Source organism: Streptomyces niveiscabiei (assembly GCF_001419795.1).
In the GTDB taxonomy this organism is placed as follows: Bacteria; Actinomycetota; Actinomycetes; order Streptomycetales; family Streptomycetaceae; genus Streptomyces; species Streptomyces niveiscabiei.
In genome coordinates this window covers 17,304-32,879 of the sequence record NZ_LIRL01000185.1, presented here as the reverse complement: position 1 = coordinate 32,879, position 15,576 = coordinate 17,304, and the positions used below count along the sequence as shown (strand labels likewise).

The 15,576-nt window shown below is 71.9% G+C and carries 12 protein-coding genes and 1 riboswitch; of the genes, 1 reads left to right on the top strand and 11 read right to left on the bottom strand.

Annotation, left to right across the window (positions count from 1 at the left end; all coding sequences use genetic code 11):
* Window positions 1-180: 180 nt before the first annotated feature.
* From AOK24_RS10320 to AOK24_RS10290, 7 genes are all read right to left on the bottom strand, one after another.
* Window positions 181-945: an SIMPL domain-containing protein gene (locus AOK24_RS10320; protein WP_055719759.1), complete on the bottom strand. Its 765-nt coding sequence runs from the start codon at window positions 943-945 to the stop codon at window positions 181-183.
* A 381-nt stretch (window positions 946-1,326) separates the two neighbouring features.
* Window positions 1,327-2,112, bottom strand: a complete 786-nt coding sequence (locus AOK24_RS10315; protein WP_055719758.1) for an SGNH/GDSL hydrolase family protein — start codon at window positions 2,110-2,112, stop codon at window positions 1,327-1,329.
* A gap of 125 nt (window positions 2,113-2,237) precedes the next feature.
* Window positions 2,238-2,945 carry a DUF6250 domain-containing protein gene (locus AOK24_RS10310; RefSeq protein WP_055719757.1) on the bottom strand — a complete coding sequence of 236 codons (708 nt, stop codon included), beginning with the start codon at window positions 2,943-2,945 and terminating at the stop codon, window positions 2,238-2,240.
* Window positions 2,929-3,972, bottom strand: coding sequence for a GDSL-type esterase/lipase family protein (locus AOK24_RS10305; protein ID WP_055719756.1), 1,044 nt, complete (start codon window positions 3,970-3,972; stop codon window positions 2,929-2,931). Before AOK24_RS10305 ends, AOK24_RS10310 begins: the two co-directional genes overlap by 17 nt.
* Entirely contained in the window at window positions 3,969-6,689 is a 2,721-nt protein-coding gene (locus AOK24_RS10300) for an exo-rhamnogalacturonan lyase family protein (RefSeq protein WP_055719755.1), read from the bottom strand. Before AOK24_RS10300 ends, AOK24_RS10305 begins: the two co-directional genes overlap by 4 nt.
* Before the next feature lie 192 nt (window positions 6,690-6,881).
* Window positions 6,882-7,877 (bottom strand): M23 family metallopeptidase, encoded by a 996-nt coding sequence (locus AOK24_RS10295; protein ID WP_055719754.1) that lies wholly within the window; start codon window positions 7,875-7,877, stop codon window positions 6,882-6,884.
* 2 nt (window positions 7,878-7,879) lie between these two features.
* Window positions 7,880-8,053: riboswitch (cyclic di-AMP (ydaO/yuaA leader) on the bottom strand.
* A 262-nt stretch (window positions 8,054-8,315) separates the two neighbouring features.
* Entirely contained in the window at window positions 8,316-10,388 is a 2,073-nt protein-coding gene (locus AOK24_RS10290) for an alpha-galactosidase (RefSeq protein WP_055719753.1), read from the bottom strand.
* 205 nt (window positions 10,389-10,593) lie between these two features.
* Between AOK24_RS10290 and AOK24_RS10285 the strand changes: the two genes are divergently transcribed.
* On the top strand, window positions 10,594-11,394 hold the full coding sequence (locus tag AOK24_RS10285) for a tyrosine-protein phosphatase (protein ID WP_055719752.1): 801 nt from the start codon (window positions 10,594-10,596) through the stop codon (window positions 11,392-11,394).
* A 9-nt stretch (window positions 11,395-11,403) separates the two neighbouring features.
* Here AOK24_RS10285 and AOK24_RS10280 read toward each other — a convergent pair whose 3' ends face one another.
* The 4 genes from AOK24_RS10280 to dxs form a co-directional block, all read right to left on the bottom strand.
* Complete coding sequence (locus tag AOK24_RS10280; protein ID WP_055719751.1) at window positions 11,404-11,529, bottom strand: DUF6126 family protein; 126 nt, start codon at window positions 11,527-11,529, stop codon at window positions 11,404-11,406.
* A complete protein-coding gene (locus AOK24_RS10275) occupies window positions 11,526-12,137 on the bottom strand; it encodes a helix-turn-helix domain-containing protein (RefSeq protein WP_055719750.1) in 612 nt (203 codons plus the stop codon). Before AOK24_RS10275 ends, AOK24_RS10280 begins: the two co-directional genes overlap by 4 nt.
* A 64-nt stretch (window positions 12,138-12,201) precedes the next feature.
* Entirely contained in the window at window positions 12,202-13,587 is a 1,386-nt protein-coding gene (locus AOK24_RS10270) for an aspartate aminotransferase family protein (RefSeq protein ID WP_055719749.1), read from the bottom strand.
* On the bottom strand, window positions 13,584-15,563 hold the full coding sequence (gene dxs, locus AOK24_RS10265) for a 1-deoxy-D-xylulose-5-phosphate synthase (RefSeq protein WP_079056750.1): 1,980 nt from the start codon (window positions 15,561-15,563) through the stop codon (window positions 13,584-13,586). The genes AOK24_RS10270 and dxs overlap by 4 nt, the downstream gene beginning before the upstream one ends.
* Window positions 15,564-15,576 lie beyond the last annotated feature (13 nt).

Here is a 15,576-nt window from a genome sequence, read left to right as displayed (position 1 = left end):
GCGTACTCCGCCCCGGAACCGACCTGATCGCGCAACGCCGGGGCAGCGCGGCTCGGGCCCTGCGTACTCCGCCCCGGAACCGACTTGATCGCGCCACGCCGGGCCCCAAACCCCCGCCCCGAAACACCGCAGGCCGCCCGAGCCCCAGCCCGGACGGCCTGCGCGTGCGTGCGCCTGCGCTCAGTCCAGCTCGTACACCACCGTCACCGAAGACGTCGCCTTGATCTCGCCCGGCGCGAGCGGTACCGCCCCGGCGCCGCCGGCGGGCATGTCCGCGGCCATCGGCGGGGCCGGGGTGGCGTAGCCCGTGCTGCCCTCGCTCAAGGTGACCAGGCGGCCGAGGCGGCGACCGCTCAGCGCGGCGTACTGCTCGGCCTTGGCGCGGGCGTCCGTGAACGCGGCCTTGCGGGCGGCGCGTTGGAGGGGTTCGCGGTTCGCCAGGTCGAAGACGACGGAGTTGACGCGGCCCGCGTCGCCGGTGGCGTCGGTGACGGCCTGGAGGACGGTGCCGGTGCGGTCGATGGCGCGGACCTTGACCGTGAAGGACTGGGCGGCCCGGTACCCGGTGAGCACGGAGGTGCCGTCGGTGTAGTCGTAGACGGGGCTGAGGGAGACGCCGTCGGTGTGGATGTCCTTGTCGGCCACCCCCTGCCCCCGCACCGCCTTCAGCAGCGCGTCGGCCGCCTTGTTCTGCGCGGCCATCGCCGCCTTCGCGGTCTTGGCGGTCGCCTCGACGCCGACGCCCAGCACCGCGAGATCGGGGTCGGCGCTGGCGCTGCCGTCCCCGGTCACGGTGACCGTGGTCGGCGCGGACGCGGCCCGCTCGGCGACGGGCGCGGACGCGTGCCCCCCGTCCAGCGCGGCGGCACCGGGCGCGGACAGGCCCAGCGAGAGGAGGGTCACGGCGAGCGCGGCGGTGACACGGGACGTACGGGTACGGGGCATGCGGGCGGGTCCTTCACACGGTCGGGGACGTCGGTCCGCCGCCGGGGAACCCCCCGGAACCGGCGTCCGGCCATCCCAGCACCCGCACCGGGACCCCCACCCGCACCACTCCCGTACGATCACCTCACTGGCCGAGCCCTCGTGACAAGCACACGACACCGCGCCGCAGGCCCCCGGCCGTCCGGCCCGGATCACCGCGCCGCACCGGCCCACGGAACCCGGACCGCACCGGCACCGCCCCGTACCCGGCCGCCGCAGGCCCGCACGCCGACCGCTAGAACGGAAGCCGCGCCGCCCCGGGCCTCAGGCCACCGCCGAGGCGCCGGGGGCGTCGAAGCACCCCAGCCGGACTTCCCGCGCCGAGCCGCGCAGCGCCTCGCCTCAGGCCACCGCCGAGATCCGCATCTTGATGTCGTCCGGCGACAACGTGCCCTTCGCCGTCACATGGTCCCCGGAGGACTCGCCGCGCAGTCGGCGCCCGATCCACGGCACGAGGTACTCGCGCGCCCAGTGCACGTCGTCGCGCCGGACGTCGAGCGTGCCGCGCGGCGGAAGCGCGGGCCACGGCTGCTCGGGGTCCGCCGGGATGTCGAGGCCCAGCGCCTGCCCCGCCCGGAGCGCGACGCGTGTGTGCCCCTCGGGGGACAGGTGGAGTCGGTCGTCGTCCCAGGCCCGCCGGTCCTGGATGGAGCGCAGGGACCACAGGTCGAGGACGGGACAGCCGTACCGGTCGGCGATGGCGCGGACGTGTCCGTTGTACGTCGCGATCTTCCCGCGCAGGTGTTTGAGGACCGGCATCTGCCGGGTGTCGAACCCGGTCGTCACCATGACCGTCCCGGCCACGGACGCGAGCTGCGCGACGGCGAGCTCGAACCGTTCGGCGACCTCGTCGGGGTCGGTGCCGGGCCGCAGGATGTCGTTGCCGCCCGCGCACAGGGACACGAGGTCGGGGGCCATCGCGACGGCCTGGGGAAGCTGGTCGGCGACGACCTGGTCGAGCAGCTTCCCGCGCACCGCGAGGTTCGCGTACGCGAAGTCGCCCTCGGCACGCCGGTCCGCGAGGAGTACCGCGAACCGGTCGGCCCAGCCGACGAACGCCCCGTCGGGGCCGGGGTCGCCGACACCTTCGGTGAAGCTGTCCCCCACCGCCACGTACGACCCGATCATCACTGTCTTGCTGTCACTCTTCGAATCGTCTGCCACAACAGCCCATGATTCACCTTCGAATGTGACCTACGCGACCGTAATAAAGGGTTGACGGGTGGTGAGATAAGCCACTTCTAAAGAGTTACTCAATCCGGGAATACGCCCCACACCCGGAACCTCTCGATCCGGAAATGGCTCCAGGTGGTCCGGAAGGCGAAATGCCCGCCCGTGTACGGCTCGGGGTCGGTGTAGTCGAAGACGAGCCGCCCGTTGTCCCACCACTGGACCGTGGACCCGTCGGAGACGATCCGCACCCGGTTCGGCTCGTTCGCGACGAGCAGCGGCTCGGTGTAGTCGTAGATCAGCGGGCGCACCCCCGCCTCCCCGACGTACCGCCGCAGCCGGGTCGTCGTGTTGTAGTTCGCGCCGTACCCGGAGTAATAGGTCTTGAGGTAGTCGTACTCCGCGAGCGCGCCCCCGCGAGCGGTCGCGAAGAGGTCGTCCGGCGAGCGCACGTCGACGGCGTTCCAGAAGTTGTTGAGGTCGGAGACCCGGTCGTTGACGCCACCGGCGGAAACGGGGGTGGCGGTGTATTCGATGACGTACGGCCCCGTGAGGGGCCGGCGGAACCAGATGGTCGCCCCGGCGGGCACGTCCACGTCGAGGACGCCCCGCGAGGCCGTGACCGTGCCGCCCTTCTCCAACTCCACGGCCCAGTTCCGCAGCCCGTGGCAGAAGTCGTCGTGGGCGAGGAGCCGTCGGCGGGGTGCGGCGGCGGCTCGCGCCGCGGGGGCGACGGCGGCGAGGGCGGCTCCCGCCGCGAGGGCGCCGAACGCTCTACGCGTGGTCGTCATGTCGGTGCGCTCCTTCGGTCAGCAAAGTGATCAACCGGTCCGCCACCTTACGGTGGCCCCGGACGTTCGGGTGGACCGCGTCGTTCAGATCTTCCGTGGAGATCCAGCCGGTGGTGTCCACGAACTCGGTGCGCGGGTCGCCGAGTTGGGTGACGGCCGCCGAAACGTCCGCCGCGTGCGTCCCGTTGAGGGGCCGCAGCGCCAGGATCCGTGCGTGCGGGGCGGCTTGGCGCAGCCGCGCGAGGTAGGCGCGGTAGGCGGCGGTGAACTCCTCGGCCCCGTACGCCGCGTCGTTCGCCCCCTGGTTCACGACGACGACGTCGGCCCCGCGGTCCGAACTCGCCGGTGAGCCCGCGTAGTTCCACCCGTACGCGGCCCTCGCGTCCGGCACTCCCCCGTTCCCGGTGAGGAGCACGCCCTGTCGCCCGAACCCGACCTGGGTCAGCGAGGCGTGCAGCGCGTCGGCGACGAGCGTCGGGTAGGCGGCGGTGCCGTCGGCGCAGTCGGAGGTGCTGTTGTCGCCGCACAGGGCGTTGACGCCCTGCGTGATGGAGTCGCCGTAGAACGCGAACTGCCGCTTGTGTTCCGCGCGTTGGGGAATCACCCGCCCCTTGAGCCCGGTGAGCGTCACCCCCGTCTGGAGCGGCGGCACCCACCGGTTCACCCGCGAGAACACATCCTTCACGGACAGGACGGCGGTGTGCGGTCCGCGCCCCTTCGCGGTGATCTCGATGTCGGCGCGGTCGACGGCGTACCGCTGCTTGGGTCCGCCGTCGACGGAGACGTACACCTGCGCGGGAACCGTGACCGAGGTGACGTCGAAGAGGGCGTGGACGGTGTTCCCGGTGAACGAGAAACGCAGCCGGGAACCGGAGTTGACGGTGACGGCGGCCTCGGTGCTCCGGCTCCAGTGGCCCTCGTAGGCGAGGCGGCGGTCGTCGGGGCGGACGGTGTCCGGGCCCGCCGCGTGGGCGGGCTGCGGGGCGAGGAAGGCGAGGCCGAGCGCCGGTATCAGGAGGCGTTTCACGAGGGGATCTCATCTCCGATCAGGGCCAGGTTCTGGATCGCCGCGAGCGCCCACTGCGCCGAGGAGTTGGTGGAGACCCAGGGGATCTCCCGGGTGGTGCGCAGGACGTGGGGCGTGGGGACGGTGACGCGGTGCCAGTCGTTCGACGGGAAGTAGGTGTCGGCGCCGGTGAAGAACTCCTTCCACGCGCGGCTCGCGAGCGCGGGGTCGTGCTGGTGGCGGGCGGCGTACGCGGTGATGCGGGAGTGGGCTGCGGGGAGCGCCGACTTCCAGGTGGAGCCGGTGAGTTGGCGCTTCTGGGCGTCGGTCCCGTTGTAGTGGCGGGCGTAGTTCAGCCAGGCCGTGCGGAACTCCGGTTCCTGGTCGCCGAGGAGGGCGACGATCTCGCTGGTGGTCTCCACGAGCCCGAACACGGCGCTGAGGTGCGAGACGTTCACCGCCGTGCTCGTCGTGAGCGCGAACCGGCCGGTGTCGGCGTCCAGCAGACCGGCGCCGGTGAAGAAGCCGTTGGGCTGGGCGGCTATCGTCCGCAGGGAGTTGACCAGTTTCGTGCGGGCCTGTTCCGCGCGCGGTCCGTGCCGCTCCCACTCGGTGAGCCAGGCCGCCGAGATGCCGCCCCAGTCGGTGCCGAAGCCGACCGAGAGGGCGTGCCGGCCGCCGGGGGTGTAGCCGTCGGTGCGGACCTTGCGCTGCGGGTCGACGGCGAGGAACGTCAGCTCCACGTCGGCGAGTTCGCGCAACAGGTCGCCGGTGCGCTCGTCGCCGGTGAGGTAGTAGAAGAAGCGCCGGTTGGCGGCCGTCGAGATCCGCACCTGCTTCGCGCTGTCCGCGTAGTGCTGGACGCCGTGCCGGGTGCCGAGCCCCGCCCACGTGCCGAGGTGGTAGACGTCGACCTCGCCGGTGTGCCGCGTCATGGCCTCCGCGAACCGGAACACCTCGGCGGAGCCGGTGCGCAGGAAGTGGTACCAGAGCCAGAGGTCGGTGCCCAACTCCGAGTTGTCCCAGGCGAATCCGCCGACGTCGTAGCGCCAGACGTGCCGGTCGGTGTCGTAGGTGTGCTGGACGTCGCCGTAGTCGAGGAACCCGTACCAGCGGCGCTCCTCGCGCTGGTCGCGGTAGTAGGCGAACAGGTCGTCGAGGTGGTCCTCGATCACCGTACGGGCCTTGGTCGACCGGTCGACGGGGGCCCAGTCGCCGAACACCCCGGCGGCGTGCAGGCGTTCGGGGGTGGCGGCGAGCTGGGGCGGGGTGGCGACCGCCCTCGCGAAAGCGGCGAGCCTCAAGGCGTCCGGTGTCTTCTCCACGGCCCAGAAGGTGAGTTCACTGGTCCGCGCGATGCCGTACGGCGTGCCGAAGCCCGGCTCGTAGTCCTCGTACGTGATCTCCAGGCCGCCGTCCGACTGCTCGTCGTAGGTGTCCTGGCCCAACCCGTCGTGGTAGAAGCGCAGATCGAGCGGCTGGGCCTCCGGGGAGTAGAGCCAGAGGGTGACCTCCGCGGCGCTCGAAGCGGCGCCGCGTACGTCGAGCTGGGTGGGGTGGCGCTGCCAGAAGTCCCGTACGCCGAAGGCGAGTCCGCCGCTCGCGCCGCCGATGTACCCGAAGCCACCGGCCCGTTGGCCTGCTGCGGCCGGGATCCAGCCGTGGCCGGGCTTGGTGCGCTTGCGGATCTGGTAGCCGTCGGCGGTGAGTTGGGAGAGCGTGTAGTCGCCCCACTCGGGGATGTAGGCGAGGCGGCCGGAGACGCGCGGGTCCCAGGTCGCGAGGTCGGGGAGCCTCTCCCCGGCGACCTGCGCGGCCCGGACCGCCGCCCCGGGGTCGCGGCGCAGGCCGGTGACGCCCTGGACGGCCTCGGCGAACAGGCCGCCGCCGGAGTCGGCGAAGCGGATGTGCCGGTCGTACGCCCGGTCGCGCAGCGGGACCGTGAAGCGCACGCCGAGTCCGCGCAGGAAGTCGCCCCGGTCGCGGCCGGGTTCCTGGTCGCCGTCCCAGACGAAGGTGTGCACGAGCCGGAACGACTCCGCGCCCGCCGAGAACGCGAACCGCAGCACGAACGGCAGCCAGCCGCGCCCGCCGTGCCGGTGCCGCCCCTCGACCCGGACGACGGCCCGCACCGGCCCGTCCTGCTCGACCTCCACCTTCTCCACCCGCCCGGCGAACGCCTCCACCCCGGCCCCGTCCCGCACACTCCCCTGCCGCAGCGCGACCAGCCGCCCGTCCCGCGCGACCTCGACCCCGCCGCGCAGCAGGCTCCGGACGACGGTGTCGGCGCCCTTCTGCGCGAAGCGGGCCGTCAGGACACCGGTCGAGACCTCGACGCCGCCCTTCGCCCGCCGGACCGTCACCCGGTGTTCCGGTGCGGCCGGGGTGCCCGCGCCGAGGAGGTACCGGTCGGCTCGGGGGGCGTCGGGGGCGATCGCGTGGGCCGTCCACTTGACCGAGCCGTCGGGCCAGTAGGCGGTGGGCCAGGACTGGACGGGGACGTCGGTGCCGTCCGCGGTCGTCAGCCTCAGGGGCTGTCCGGGTCTGTGCGTTCCGCGCGCCCAGGGGACGCCCCAGGTGGTGCCGGCGTGGGCGTCGGGGGTGCCCTCCAGCCAGCGCAGTTCGGTGCGGGCGTCGGCGGCTGCCGCGGCGGGGCGGGACAGGGCCCAGGAGAACGAGGTGGCGGCTGCCGCGACCGCGGCGCCCTTGATGACGGTACGTCGGTGGACGCCGGACACGGGACCTCCAGGAAAGCGCTGGCTAGGGACGGAGATCACTGTGTCTCCGCGCTCTCCCGGCTGTCGACGGATGCCACACGACCGCAACAAAACGATCATGATCGCGCAGGAACCGACAGGTCCCAGGGCTCCGGAACGCCCGAAGGCCGGACCCGGGGATCAGGGGTCCGGCCTTCGCAGACGAGGCTGGTGTCAGACGGAGACGCCGTGCGAGCGGAGGTACGCGAGCGGGTCGATGTCCGAGCCGTAGTCCGGGGTCGTGCGTATCTCGAAGTGCAGGTGCGCTCCGGTCACGTTGCCCGTGGCGCCGGAGTAGCCGATCTGCTGGCCCGCGCCGACGGTCTGGCCGACCGACACGTTGAGCGCCGAGAGGTGCGCGTACTGCGCGTAGTAGCCGTCCGCGAGCTTGATGACGACCTGGTTGCCGTACGCCCCGCCCCAGCCGGCCGCGACGACGGTACCGGCGCCGACCGCCCGCAGGGTCGTACCGCTCGGGACGACGAAGTCGACGCCCGTGTGGTAGCCGCTGGACCACATGCTGCCGGAGACCCGGTAGCCCGTGCCGACGACCGCGCCCCGCACGGGGAGCGAGAAGCCGGAGGAGGACGAGGCGCTCTCGGTGGTGGCCTTCGAGGAGCCCTGCGAAGAAGAACCCCTCGAGGAAGCCTTGGAGTCCGAGGAGCCCTGCGACGACCGTGCCGACTGCCGGTCGTTGGAGGACGGACGCGACGACGAGGACGAGGACGACGACGAGCCGGAGGAGCTCTCCGCCCGCGCCGCCTTCGCGCCGAGCGACAGCCGCAGCCCGGGGTGGATCAGCGACGGGTCGGAGCCGACGGCGTCCCGGTTGTCCTCGTACAGCCGCTGCCAGCCGCCGCGGACGTTCTGCTCCTCGGCGATCTTCGAGAGGTAGTCGCCGGAGCGGACGGTGTAGGTGGCCGTCTTGCGGGTGGCGGCCTGCGTGGTCGCCGAGGCCGTGCGCGCGACCGGGACCGCCTGGACGGTCTTCCCGGAGACCGGCGCCACGGAGGCGGCGGTGGAGGCGCCCGCGGAGGACGCCGTCTGGGCGTGTGCCCCGGCGGCCCCGATGAGCGGAAGTGCGAGCGCCGCGCCACCCGTTCCGGCCACGGCGAGCGACCGGGAGAAACGAGGCGGCTTCGGGCGGCGGTGCTTACCCCTGGCGGGCATGGAATTCCTCTCCTGCGCCTGCGAGGTGAGCTGTCGGGTGCGGACAGGAGATGTCCGGCCGTGCCGAGGCACGGCTTTACCCCAAGCCTGCTCCGGAAGACCGGACCAGGCGGAACTGCCTGTGGGTCCCCCGCTCCTGCCGTTTCGCTGGTGGATGTGTTCGGCTCCGGACTGCGGCAGGATTCGGCGTCCGCCCGGATTGGTGATGAACGTAGGCGACGCGGACGCACGGGGACAAGCAGAAGTTGTATATGAATCTTTTTCCTGTCGATTCACGGCGCGTTTCGGCCGTCCCCGCACACCGCTGAAAACCCGTCCGAACCCCTGAATCCCCTTGAAAACCCGGCCTATTACGTGCACATGACGCGTGCCGCAGGGCCAGAAATATGACCCTGCTCACGCGACCGATTCACAGGTTTCCCAATTCGGACAGAAACCTCAGATACGGCGCAGCCGGAATACCGCCGCATCGAGGTCGCCGCTCAGCCCGGTCCGCAGCCCGTGGTGCAAAAGGACCGCACCTCGGTGGATTTCACCGGTTTCGAGGCATTCGTACGACGCCGTCGCGTCAAGTCCGCGCAGCCGCACCGCCGGTACGGTCTCCCCGTAGTGCTGCGCCTGGAGCCAGGCCAGGACGACGGTGTCGTCCCCGCGCACGTACTGCACGGCGCTGAGACCGCCCTCGGGGGCGCGCAGCCGGTACAGGTCGCCCTGCTGGACGACGGGCCGGATCTTCTTGTAGAGCTCCACCCACTCGCGCGCCTCGGCGAGTTCCGCGTCGGTCCACTCCGAGAGGTCGCCGCCGACGCCGAGCACCCCGGCGAAGGAGCTGACGAACCGGAACTTCAGCGAGCTGACCCGGTTGTTGAGCTGGGTGTTGGGGCTGTCGGTGACCCAGGCGGCCATCACGCGCGCGGGGTGGATCTGGCTGAAGCCGTGCTGGATGGCGAGCCGGTCCAGCGGGTCGGTGTTGTCGGAGGTCCACACCTGGTCGGTGCGGCTGAGGATGCCGAGGTCGATCCGGCCGCCGCCGCCCGAGCAGGACTCGAAGGCGACGCCGGGGTGGGCCGCGCGCAGCCGGTCCAGGAGCCGGTACAGCGCGCGCACGTGGTCGACCCACAGGCGCTGCGGGTAGGGGTCGCCGGGCCAGCCGGCGTCGGTGAAGCAGCGGTTGAAGTCCCACTTCACGTAGTCGATGGGGGCGCTGGACAGCAGGGTGTCGAGCTGCTCCCAGAGGTACTCCTGGACGTCCTCGCGCGCGAGGTTCAGCATCAGCTGGTTGCGGAACTCGCTGCGGGTGCGGCCCTCCTGGAACTGCACCCAGTCGGGGTGCGCGCGGTAGAGGTCGCTGTCCGGGTTGACCATCTCGGGCTCGACCCAGATGCCGAACTGCATGCCGAGCCCGCGCACCTGGTCGGCGAGCGGCTTGAGGCCCTGGGGGAAGCGGTCGGGGTTGGGCGTCCAGTCACCGAGGCCCGCGCGGTCGCTGACGCGCTTGCCGAACCAGCCGTCGTCGACGACGAACAGCTCGACCCCGATGTCGGCGGCCTTGCGCGCGAGGACGAGCTGCTGCTCCTCGGAGATGTCGAAGGTGGTCGCCTCCCAGGAGTTGAACAGCACCGGGCGGTCCTGGTCCGCGTCCGGGATCACGTGCTCGCGCTGGTAGGCGTGCCAGGCGCGGCTGGCGCCGCCGAAGCCTCCGTCGGACCACAGGGCCGCGAAGACGGGCGTCGTGAAGGAGTCGCCGTCGGCGAGGAGGAGCAGGCCGGAGTCGTCGTGCCCGGCGCCGCCGGTGATCTGTACGCGCGCGTCGGGGAGCTGCGCGACGGCGATCCGCCAGGAGCCGGACCAGCCGAGGGCGGTGGTGAAGACCTCGCCGCTCTCCTCGGTGGCGTCGGTGTCGAGGGCGACCCAGGGCAGGTGCGGGTGACCGGTGTGGCCCCGGCGGCTGCCGATGATCTTCTCGCCGTAGGTGAGCTGCGCGCGCGTGAGGCGGGACTCCGCCGCCCAGCGGCCGTGGAGCTGGGAGAGGCGCCAGCCCTCGCGGTGCGGGAGGGTCCAGGTCGCGGAGTCGGCGCGCAGCAGCTCCAGGGGTTCGTCACCGTCGTTGCCGAGGACGGCCCAGCGCTCGACGACGTCCCCGCGCATCCGGTAGTGCAGCGCGACGGTCAGCCCGCCGTCGCGGAACGCGATCCGGAGTTCATCGCCGACCGCCTCATACGCGTCGAACGTCCACTCGGTGCCCCGGCGCGCGGGCGTACGCACGGAGAGCGCGGGGCGGGTGAAGCGGGGGCCGCCCTCGACGGGGTACTCCTCGCGACCGTCCAGCGCGGACTCGAAGGACGAGCCGTGCGACAGCGGGACGGCCGCCAGCGCCTCGGCGTCGGCGAGGGTGATCGCCGGTCCCCAGTGCAGGTGCAGCAGCTCGCCGCGTTCGGTGAGGTGCAGGGCGTAACTGCTCGTGGGGCCCGACAGGAGCCACGTACGCCCGTTCTCAGCGGTTTCCAGCATCAGACCCTCACACGATCGAAAATCAGTTAAAACACATACGAACACGTACGACCAGACGGCAACATCATCGGGGGTTCCCGGGGCCCCCTGCAACGCCTGTGGAAAACTCCTGGGGTGTCTTCCCCGTGTCGTATGGTCGACAGCGTGTCCCACCGGCCATTTTCCTGAGCCGCGCCGGGCCGGGACCCACTGGGAGGGAGACCCCGTGACGCAGCAGATCCCCTCGACCGAACCCGAGCTGGCAGGCGTGCGCAACTTCCGTGACGTCGGAGGCCTGCCGACGACCGACGGGCGCCGGGTGCGCCGGGGCGTGCTGTTCCGCAGCGGCCACCTGGCGCACGCGACCGAGGAGGACGCCGCGTTCCTGGCCTCCCTGGGGCTGCACACGATCTTCGACTTCCGCAACGCGGCGGACCAGAAGCTGGAGGGCCCGGACGTCGAGCTGCCGGGCACGCGGAACGTGAACCTCCCGCTGTCGGACCCGGCGGACGGCGCGGAGTTCTGGGCGATGGTCCGCGACGGGAAGATCGAGCAGCTGCGCGAGCTCCTCGGCGGGGGCAGGGCCGCGGGGCGGATGATCACCTCGTACCGGGCGATCATCAAGGGGCGCACGCCCGAGCACACGCAGGTGCTGGCCGCCCTCGCCGACGACAGCACGCCCGCGCTGATGCACTGCGCCGCAGGCAAGGACCGTGCGGGCCTGTCCATCGTGGTGACGCTCCTCGCGCTGGACGTCGAGCGCGAGGCGATCGTCGCGGACTACCTGGAGTCCAACGCGACCCACCGCCGCTACCGGCTGCGCCGGACGGACGGCTCCACGCCCCCCGCGCGCGACCCCGAGATCACCGAACTCCTCAGCCCCCTGTTCGAGGCCCGCATCGAGTACCTCCAGGCGGCCTTCGACACGATCGACGAGACCTGGGGGTCGGTGGACGCGTATCTGGAGCAGGGCCTCGGGGTCACGCCGGAGCTGCGGGCGCGCCTCAAGGACCGCTTCCTGGAGTAACCCCCCGCCCTACTGCCGTGAGCCCGCCTCGAACAGGAACCAGATGAACAGCGCCAGGACGTGGCCGCCGACAACGTAGATCAGCAGCCTGATCCACAGCGCGCGCGGGAAGCCTTCCTCACGGTTGTCGCTCATGGCATGCCTCCGGGGTCGGTCCCCAGGCACAGCGTGGCCGTGGGGCTCTGCAACAGGGTGTGGACGAAGAGGAGGTCGACGCCGGACGCGTCGCGCGCGGCGATGCGGTGCGGGGTCAGCGAGTCGAAGTGCGCGCTGTCCCCGGGGTCGAGGAGGTGCGTGGAGTCGCCGAGGGTCAGGCGCAGGCGCCCCGTGAGGACGTACAGCCACTCCTCGCCGGGGTGCACGCGCACGATGTCACCCTGCGCGCCGTGCGGCACCCGCACCCGCAGGGCCTGCATCCCGCGCCCGGCGGCTCCGGCCTGGACGTACGTCCAGCCGCCCGCCTCGGTGGGCTCCATGTCCCCGGCGCGCACGACCGCGTCCCGCGCGGCGGACGTCTCGCCGAGGAGTTCGGAGACCGTCGTACCGTAGACCCGGGCGAGCGCGAGCAGCATCGGCAGTGAGGGCTGGCGCCGGCCGGTCTCCAGCCGGGAGAGGTGGGCGGGCGACAGTCCGGCGGACCGCGCGGCGGCCTCCAGCGTGAGGGAGGCGCGGCGGCGCAGGGCCCGCAGGTGCGGGGCCATCGCCGGGAGGGCCGTGGTCGGCTCGGCGTCCGGAGTGCTCATGCCTCCATTCAGCCGCGAGCTTGCCTGTGGGGCAAATTTCTTGCCCCACAGGCAAAAAGCCCGGCTACCGGTTCGCCACCGCCTGCTTGATCAGCGTCTTCCCGAAGTCCCACATCAGCCCGCCCCCGCTGTGCGCGTCGTCCATCACCTCGGTGAACGCGTCCACGAACCGCTCGATGTCCGCCTCGTCGACGACGAGCGGCGGGATCAGCTTGATGACCTCCAGATGGTCCCCGGACACCTGCGTGAGGATGCGGTGGCGCTGGAGCAGCGGGACGACGACCATCTGCGCGAACAGCCCCTTGCGGGCGGCCTGGAGCATCGCCCAGCGGCTGCGCAGCTTCAGCGAGGACGGCTTCCCGAACTCGATGCCGATCATCAGCCCGCGCCCGCGCACGTCGGCGAGCAGCTCGTACTTCCCGACCAGCGCCGCGAGCCGCGACTTCAGCAGTTCCCCGACCCGCCGGACGTGGGCGACGGTCTGCTCGTTCTCCATCACGCTGAGCACGGCGAGCCCGACGGCCATGGCCTGCGCGTTGGACCCGAAGCTCGCGGAGTGCACGAGGACGCGGTCCATCGACGAGTAGACCTTCTTGAAGATCCAGTCCTTCCCGAGCGTCGCCCCCACGGGCACGTACCCGCCGGACAGCGCCTTGGCGACGCAGACGAGGTCCGGCTCGACCCCGTCCTCGTGCTGGTAGGCGTAGAAGTCCCCGGTCCGCCCGAGCCCGGTCTGCACCTCGTCGGCGATGAGCAGCGCCTTGTGGCGGCGCAACAGCTCCTGCGCGCCCCGCAGATACCCGGGCGGCGCCTCGTGCACGCCCTTGCCCTGGATCGGTTCGACGATCAGCGCGGCGACGTCGCCCTTCCTCAACTCCCGTGCCAGCGCGTCGAGATCGCCGAGCGGTACGGCCGTGTCGGGCAGCAGCGGCGCGAACCCGTCGCGGAAGCCGTCCTCGCCGTTGACCGAGAGGGCGCCGGTGGTGAGGCCGTGGAAGGCGTGCTCGCAGTACAGGACGCGCGGCTTCCCGGTCGCGTACCGCGCGAACTTCAGCGCCGTCTCGACCGCCTCGGTGCCGCTGTTGCCGAAGAACACGCGGTCCAGGTGCGGGCTGTGCGCGAGGAGCCGTTCCGCGAGCAGTCCGGGCAGGGGCTGGCAGTCGAAGCGCGTGAGGTCGGCGAGGCCGAGGTCGAGGACGTCGTGCAGGGCCTTGCGGACGACGGGGTGGTGGCGGCCGAGGGCCATGACTCCGAACCCGGCGAGCATGTCCAGGTGGTCGTTGCCGTCGGCGTCCCAGAAGTGGGCGCCCTCGGCACGGTCGTAGACCTTGTCGAAGCCGATGGTGTGCAGCATGCGCGGCAGTTGGGGGTTGAGGTACTTGCCGTGCAGCTCGTAGCGCTCCGCGCCGCGCGCGGCGAGGAGGGCGCCGAGGTCGAACTCCGTGCTCATTCCTTCTCCTTGACTGCGCCGCCGGGCTGCCCGTCGGTGTCGTTGACTGCGTCGCCCCTCCCGACAAGATCCCCCCGACCCGCGAGGTCCGCCCGCTCCACGACGTCCTCGGCCTCCCGCACCGCGAGGCTCGCCCCGATGCGCCCCGCGATCTCCACCGGCGTCAGCCCGATGTCCGCCAGCACCTCCCCCCGCTTCGCGTGCGCGAGGAACTGCTCCGGAATCCCGAACCGCCGTACAGGAACGTCCACTTCGGCATCCCCCAGGGCCAGCGCCACCGCCGAACCCACCCCGCCCGACCGCGAGTTGTCCTCCACCACGGCGACGAGCCGGTGCCGCGCGGCGAGCCCCGGCAGCTCGGGGTCGACAGGCTTGACCCACCGGGGATCGACGACCGTGCACGCGATCCCCCGCGCGGCCAGCAGCTCGGCGGCCTGGAGACACACCGGCGCCATCACCCCGACGGCGACGAGGAGTACGTCCGCCCCCGCCCGCAACACGTCCATGTCCCCGACCCGTTCGAGCGCCGGAACCGAGGGCCCCACCGACTCCTTCGGGAACCGGATCAGCGTGGGCGCGTCGTCGACGGCCACCGACTCCCGCAGCTGCACCCGGAGTTGGTCGGCGTCACGCGGCGCGGCGATCCGCAGCCCCGGCACCACCTGGAGGATCGACATGTCCCACATCCCGTTGTGGGACGCCCCGTCGACCCCGGTCACCCCGGCCCGGTCGAGGACGAACGTCACCCCGCAGCGGTGCAGGGCGACGTCCATGAGGAGCTGGTCGAAGGCCCGGTTGAGGAAGGTCGCGTAGACGGCGACGACGGGGTGCAGCCCCCCGGTGGCGAGCCCCGCCGCGCTGACGGCCGCGTGCTGCTCGGCGATACCGACGTCCCACACGCGGTCGGGGAACCGCTCCGCGAACCCGGCGAGCCCCACGGGGTGCAGCATGGCCGCCGTGATCGCCACGACGTCGTCCCGCTCCTCCCCGATCCTGACCATCTCCTCCCCGAACACCGACGTCCAGGAGGGCCCGCCCGAGGGCGCGAGGGGCTCGCAGGTCTCCGGGTCCATGACGCCGACGGTGTGGAAGTGGTCCTCCTCGTGCGCGAGGGCGGGCTCGTACCCGCGCCCCTTCTCGGTGAGGCAGTGGACCAGGACGGGACCGTGGAAGCGTTTCGCGCGGCGCAGCGCGGACTCGACGGCCTTGATGTCGTGCCCGTCGATGGGGCCGACGTATTTCAGGCCGAGGTCCTCGAAGAGCCCCTGCGGCGCGAACGCGTCCTTGAAGCCCTTCTTCGCGCCGTGCAGCGCCTCGTACACGGTCCGTCCGACGACAGGCGTGCGCTGGAGGACGTCCTTGCCCCAGGCGAGGACGCGCTCGTAGGAGTCGGTGGTGCGCAGGGTGGCGAGGTGGTTGGCGAGGCCGCCGATGGTGGGCGCGTAGGAGCGTTCGTTGTCGTTGACGACGATGATCAGGGGGCGGTTCTTGGCGGCGGCGATGTTGTTGAGCGCCTCCCAGGCCATGCCGCCGGTCAGTGCGCCGTCCCCGATGACGGCCACGACGTGGCCCTTCTCCCCTTGTACGTCCCGCGCCTTGGCGAGGCCGTCGGCCCAGCCGAGGGCGGTGGAGGCGTGGCTGTTCTCGATGACGTCGTGCTCGGACTCCTCGCGGGAGGGGTAGCCGGACAGGCCGCCCTTGCCGCGCAGCTTCGAGAAGTCCTGACGACCCGTCAGAAGCTTGTGGACGTACGCCTGGTGGCCGGTGTCCCACAGGATGCGGTCGACGGGCGAGGCGAAGACCCGGTGCAGGGCGATCGTCAGCTCGACCACCCCCAGGTTGGGGCCGAGGTGGCCGCCGGTCCTGGCCACCGCGTGGACCAGGAACTCCCTGATCTCCTCGGCCAGCAGCCGCAGTTGAGGCTCGGTCAGCGCTTTCAGGTCGCGCGGTTGTCGGACACTCTCCAGAATGGTCACGCTCGGTCCCCCT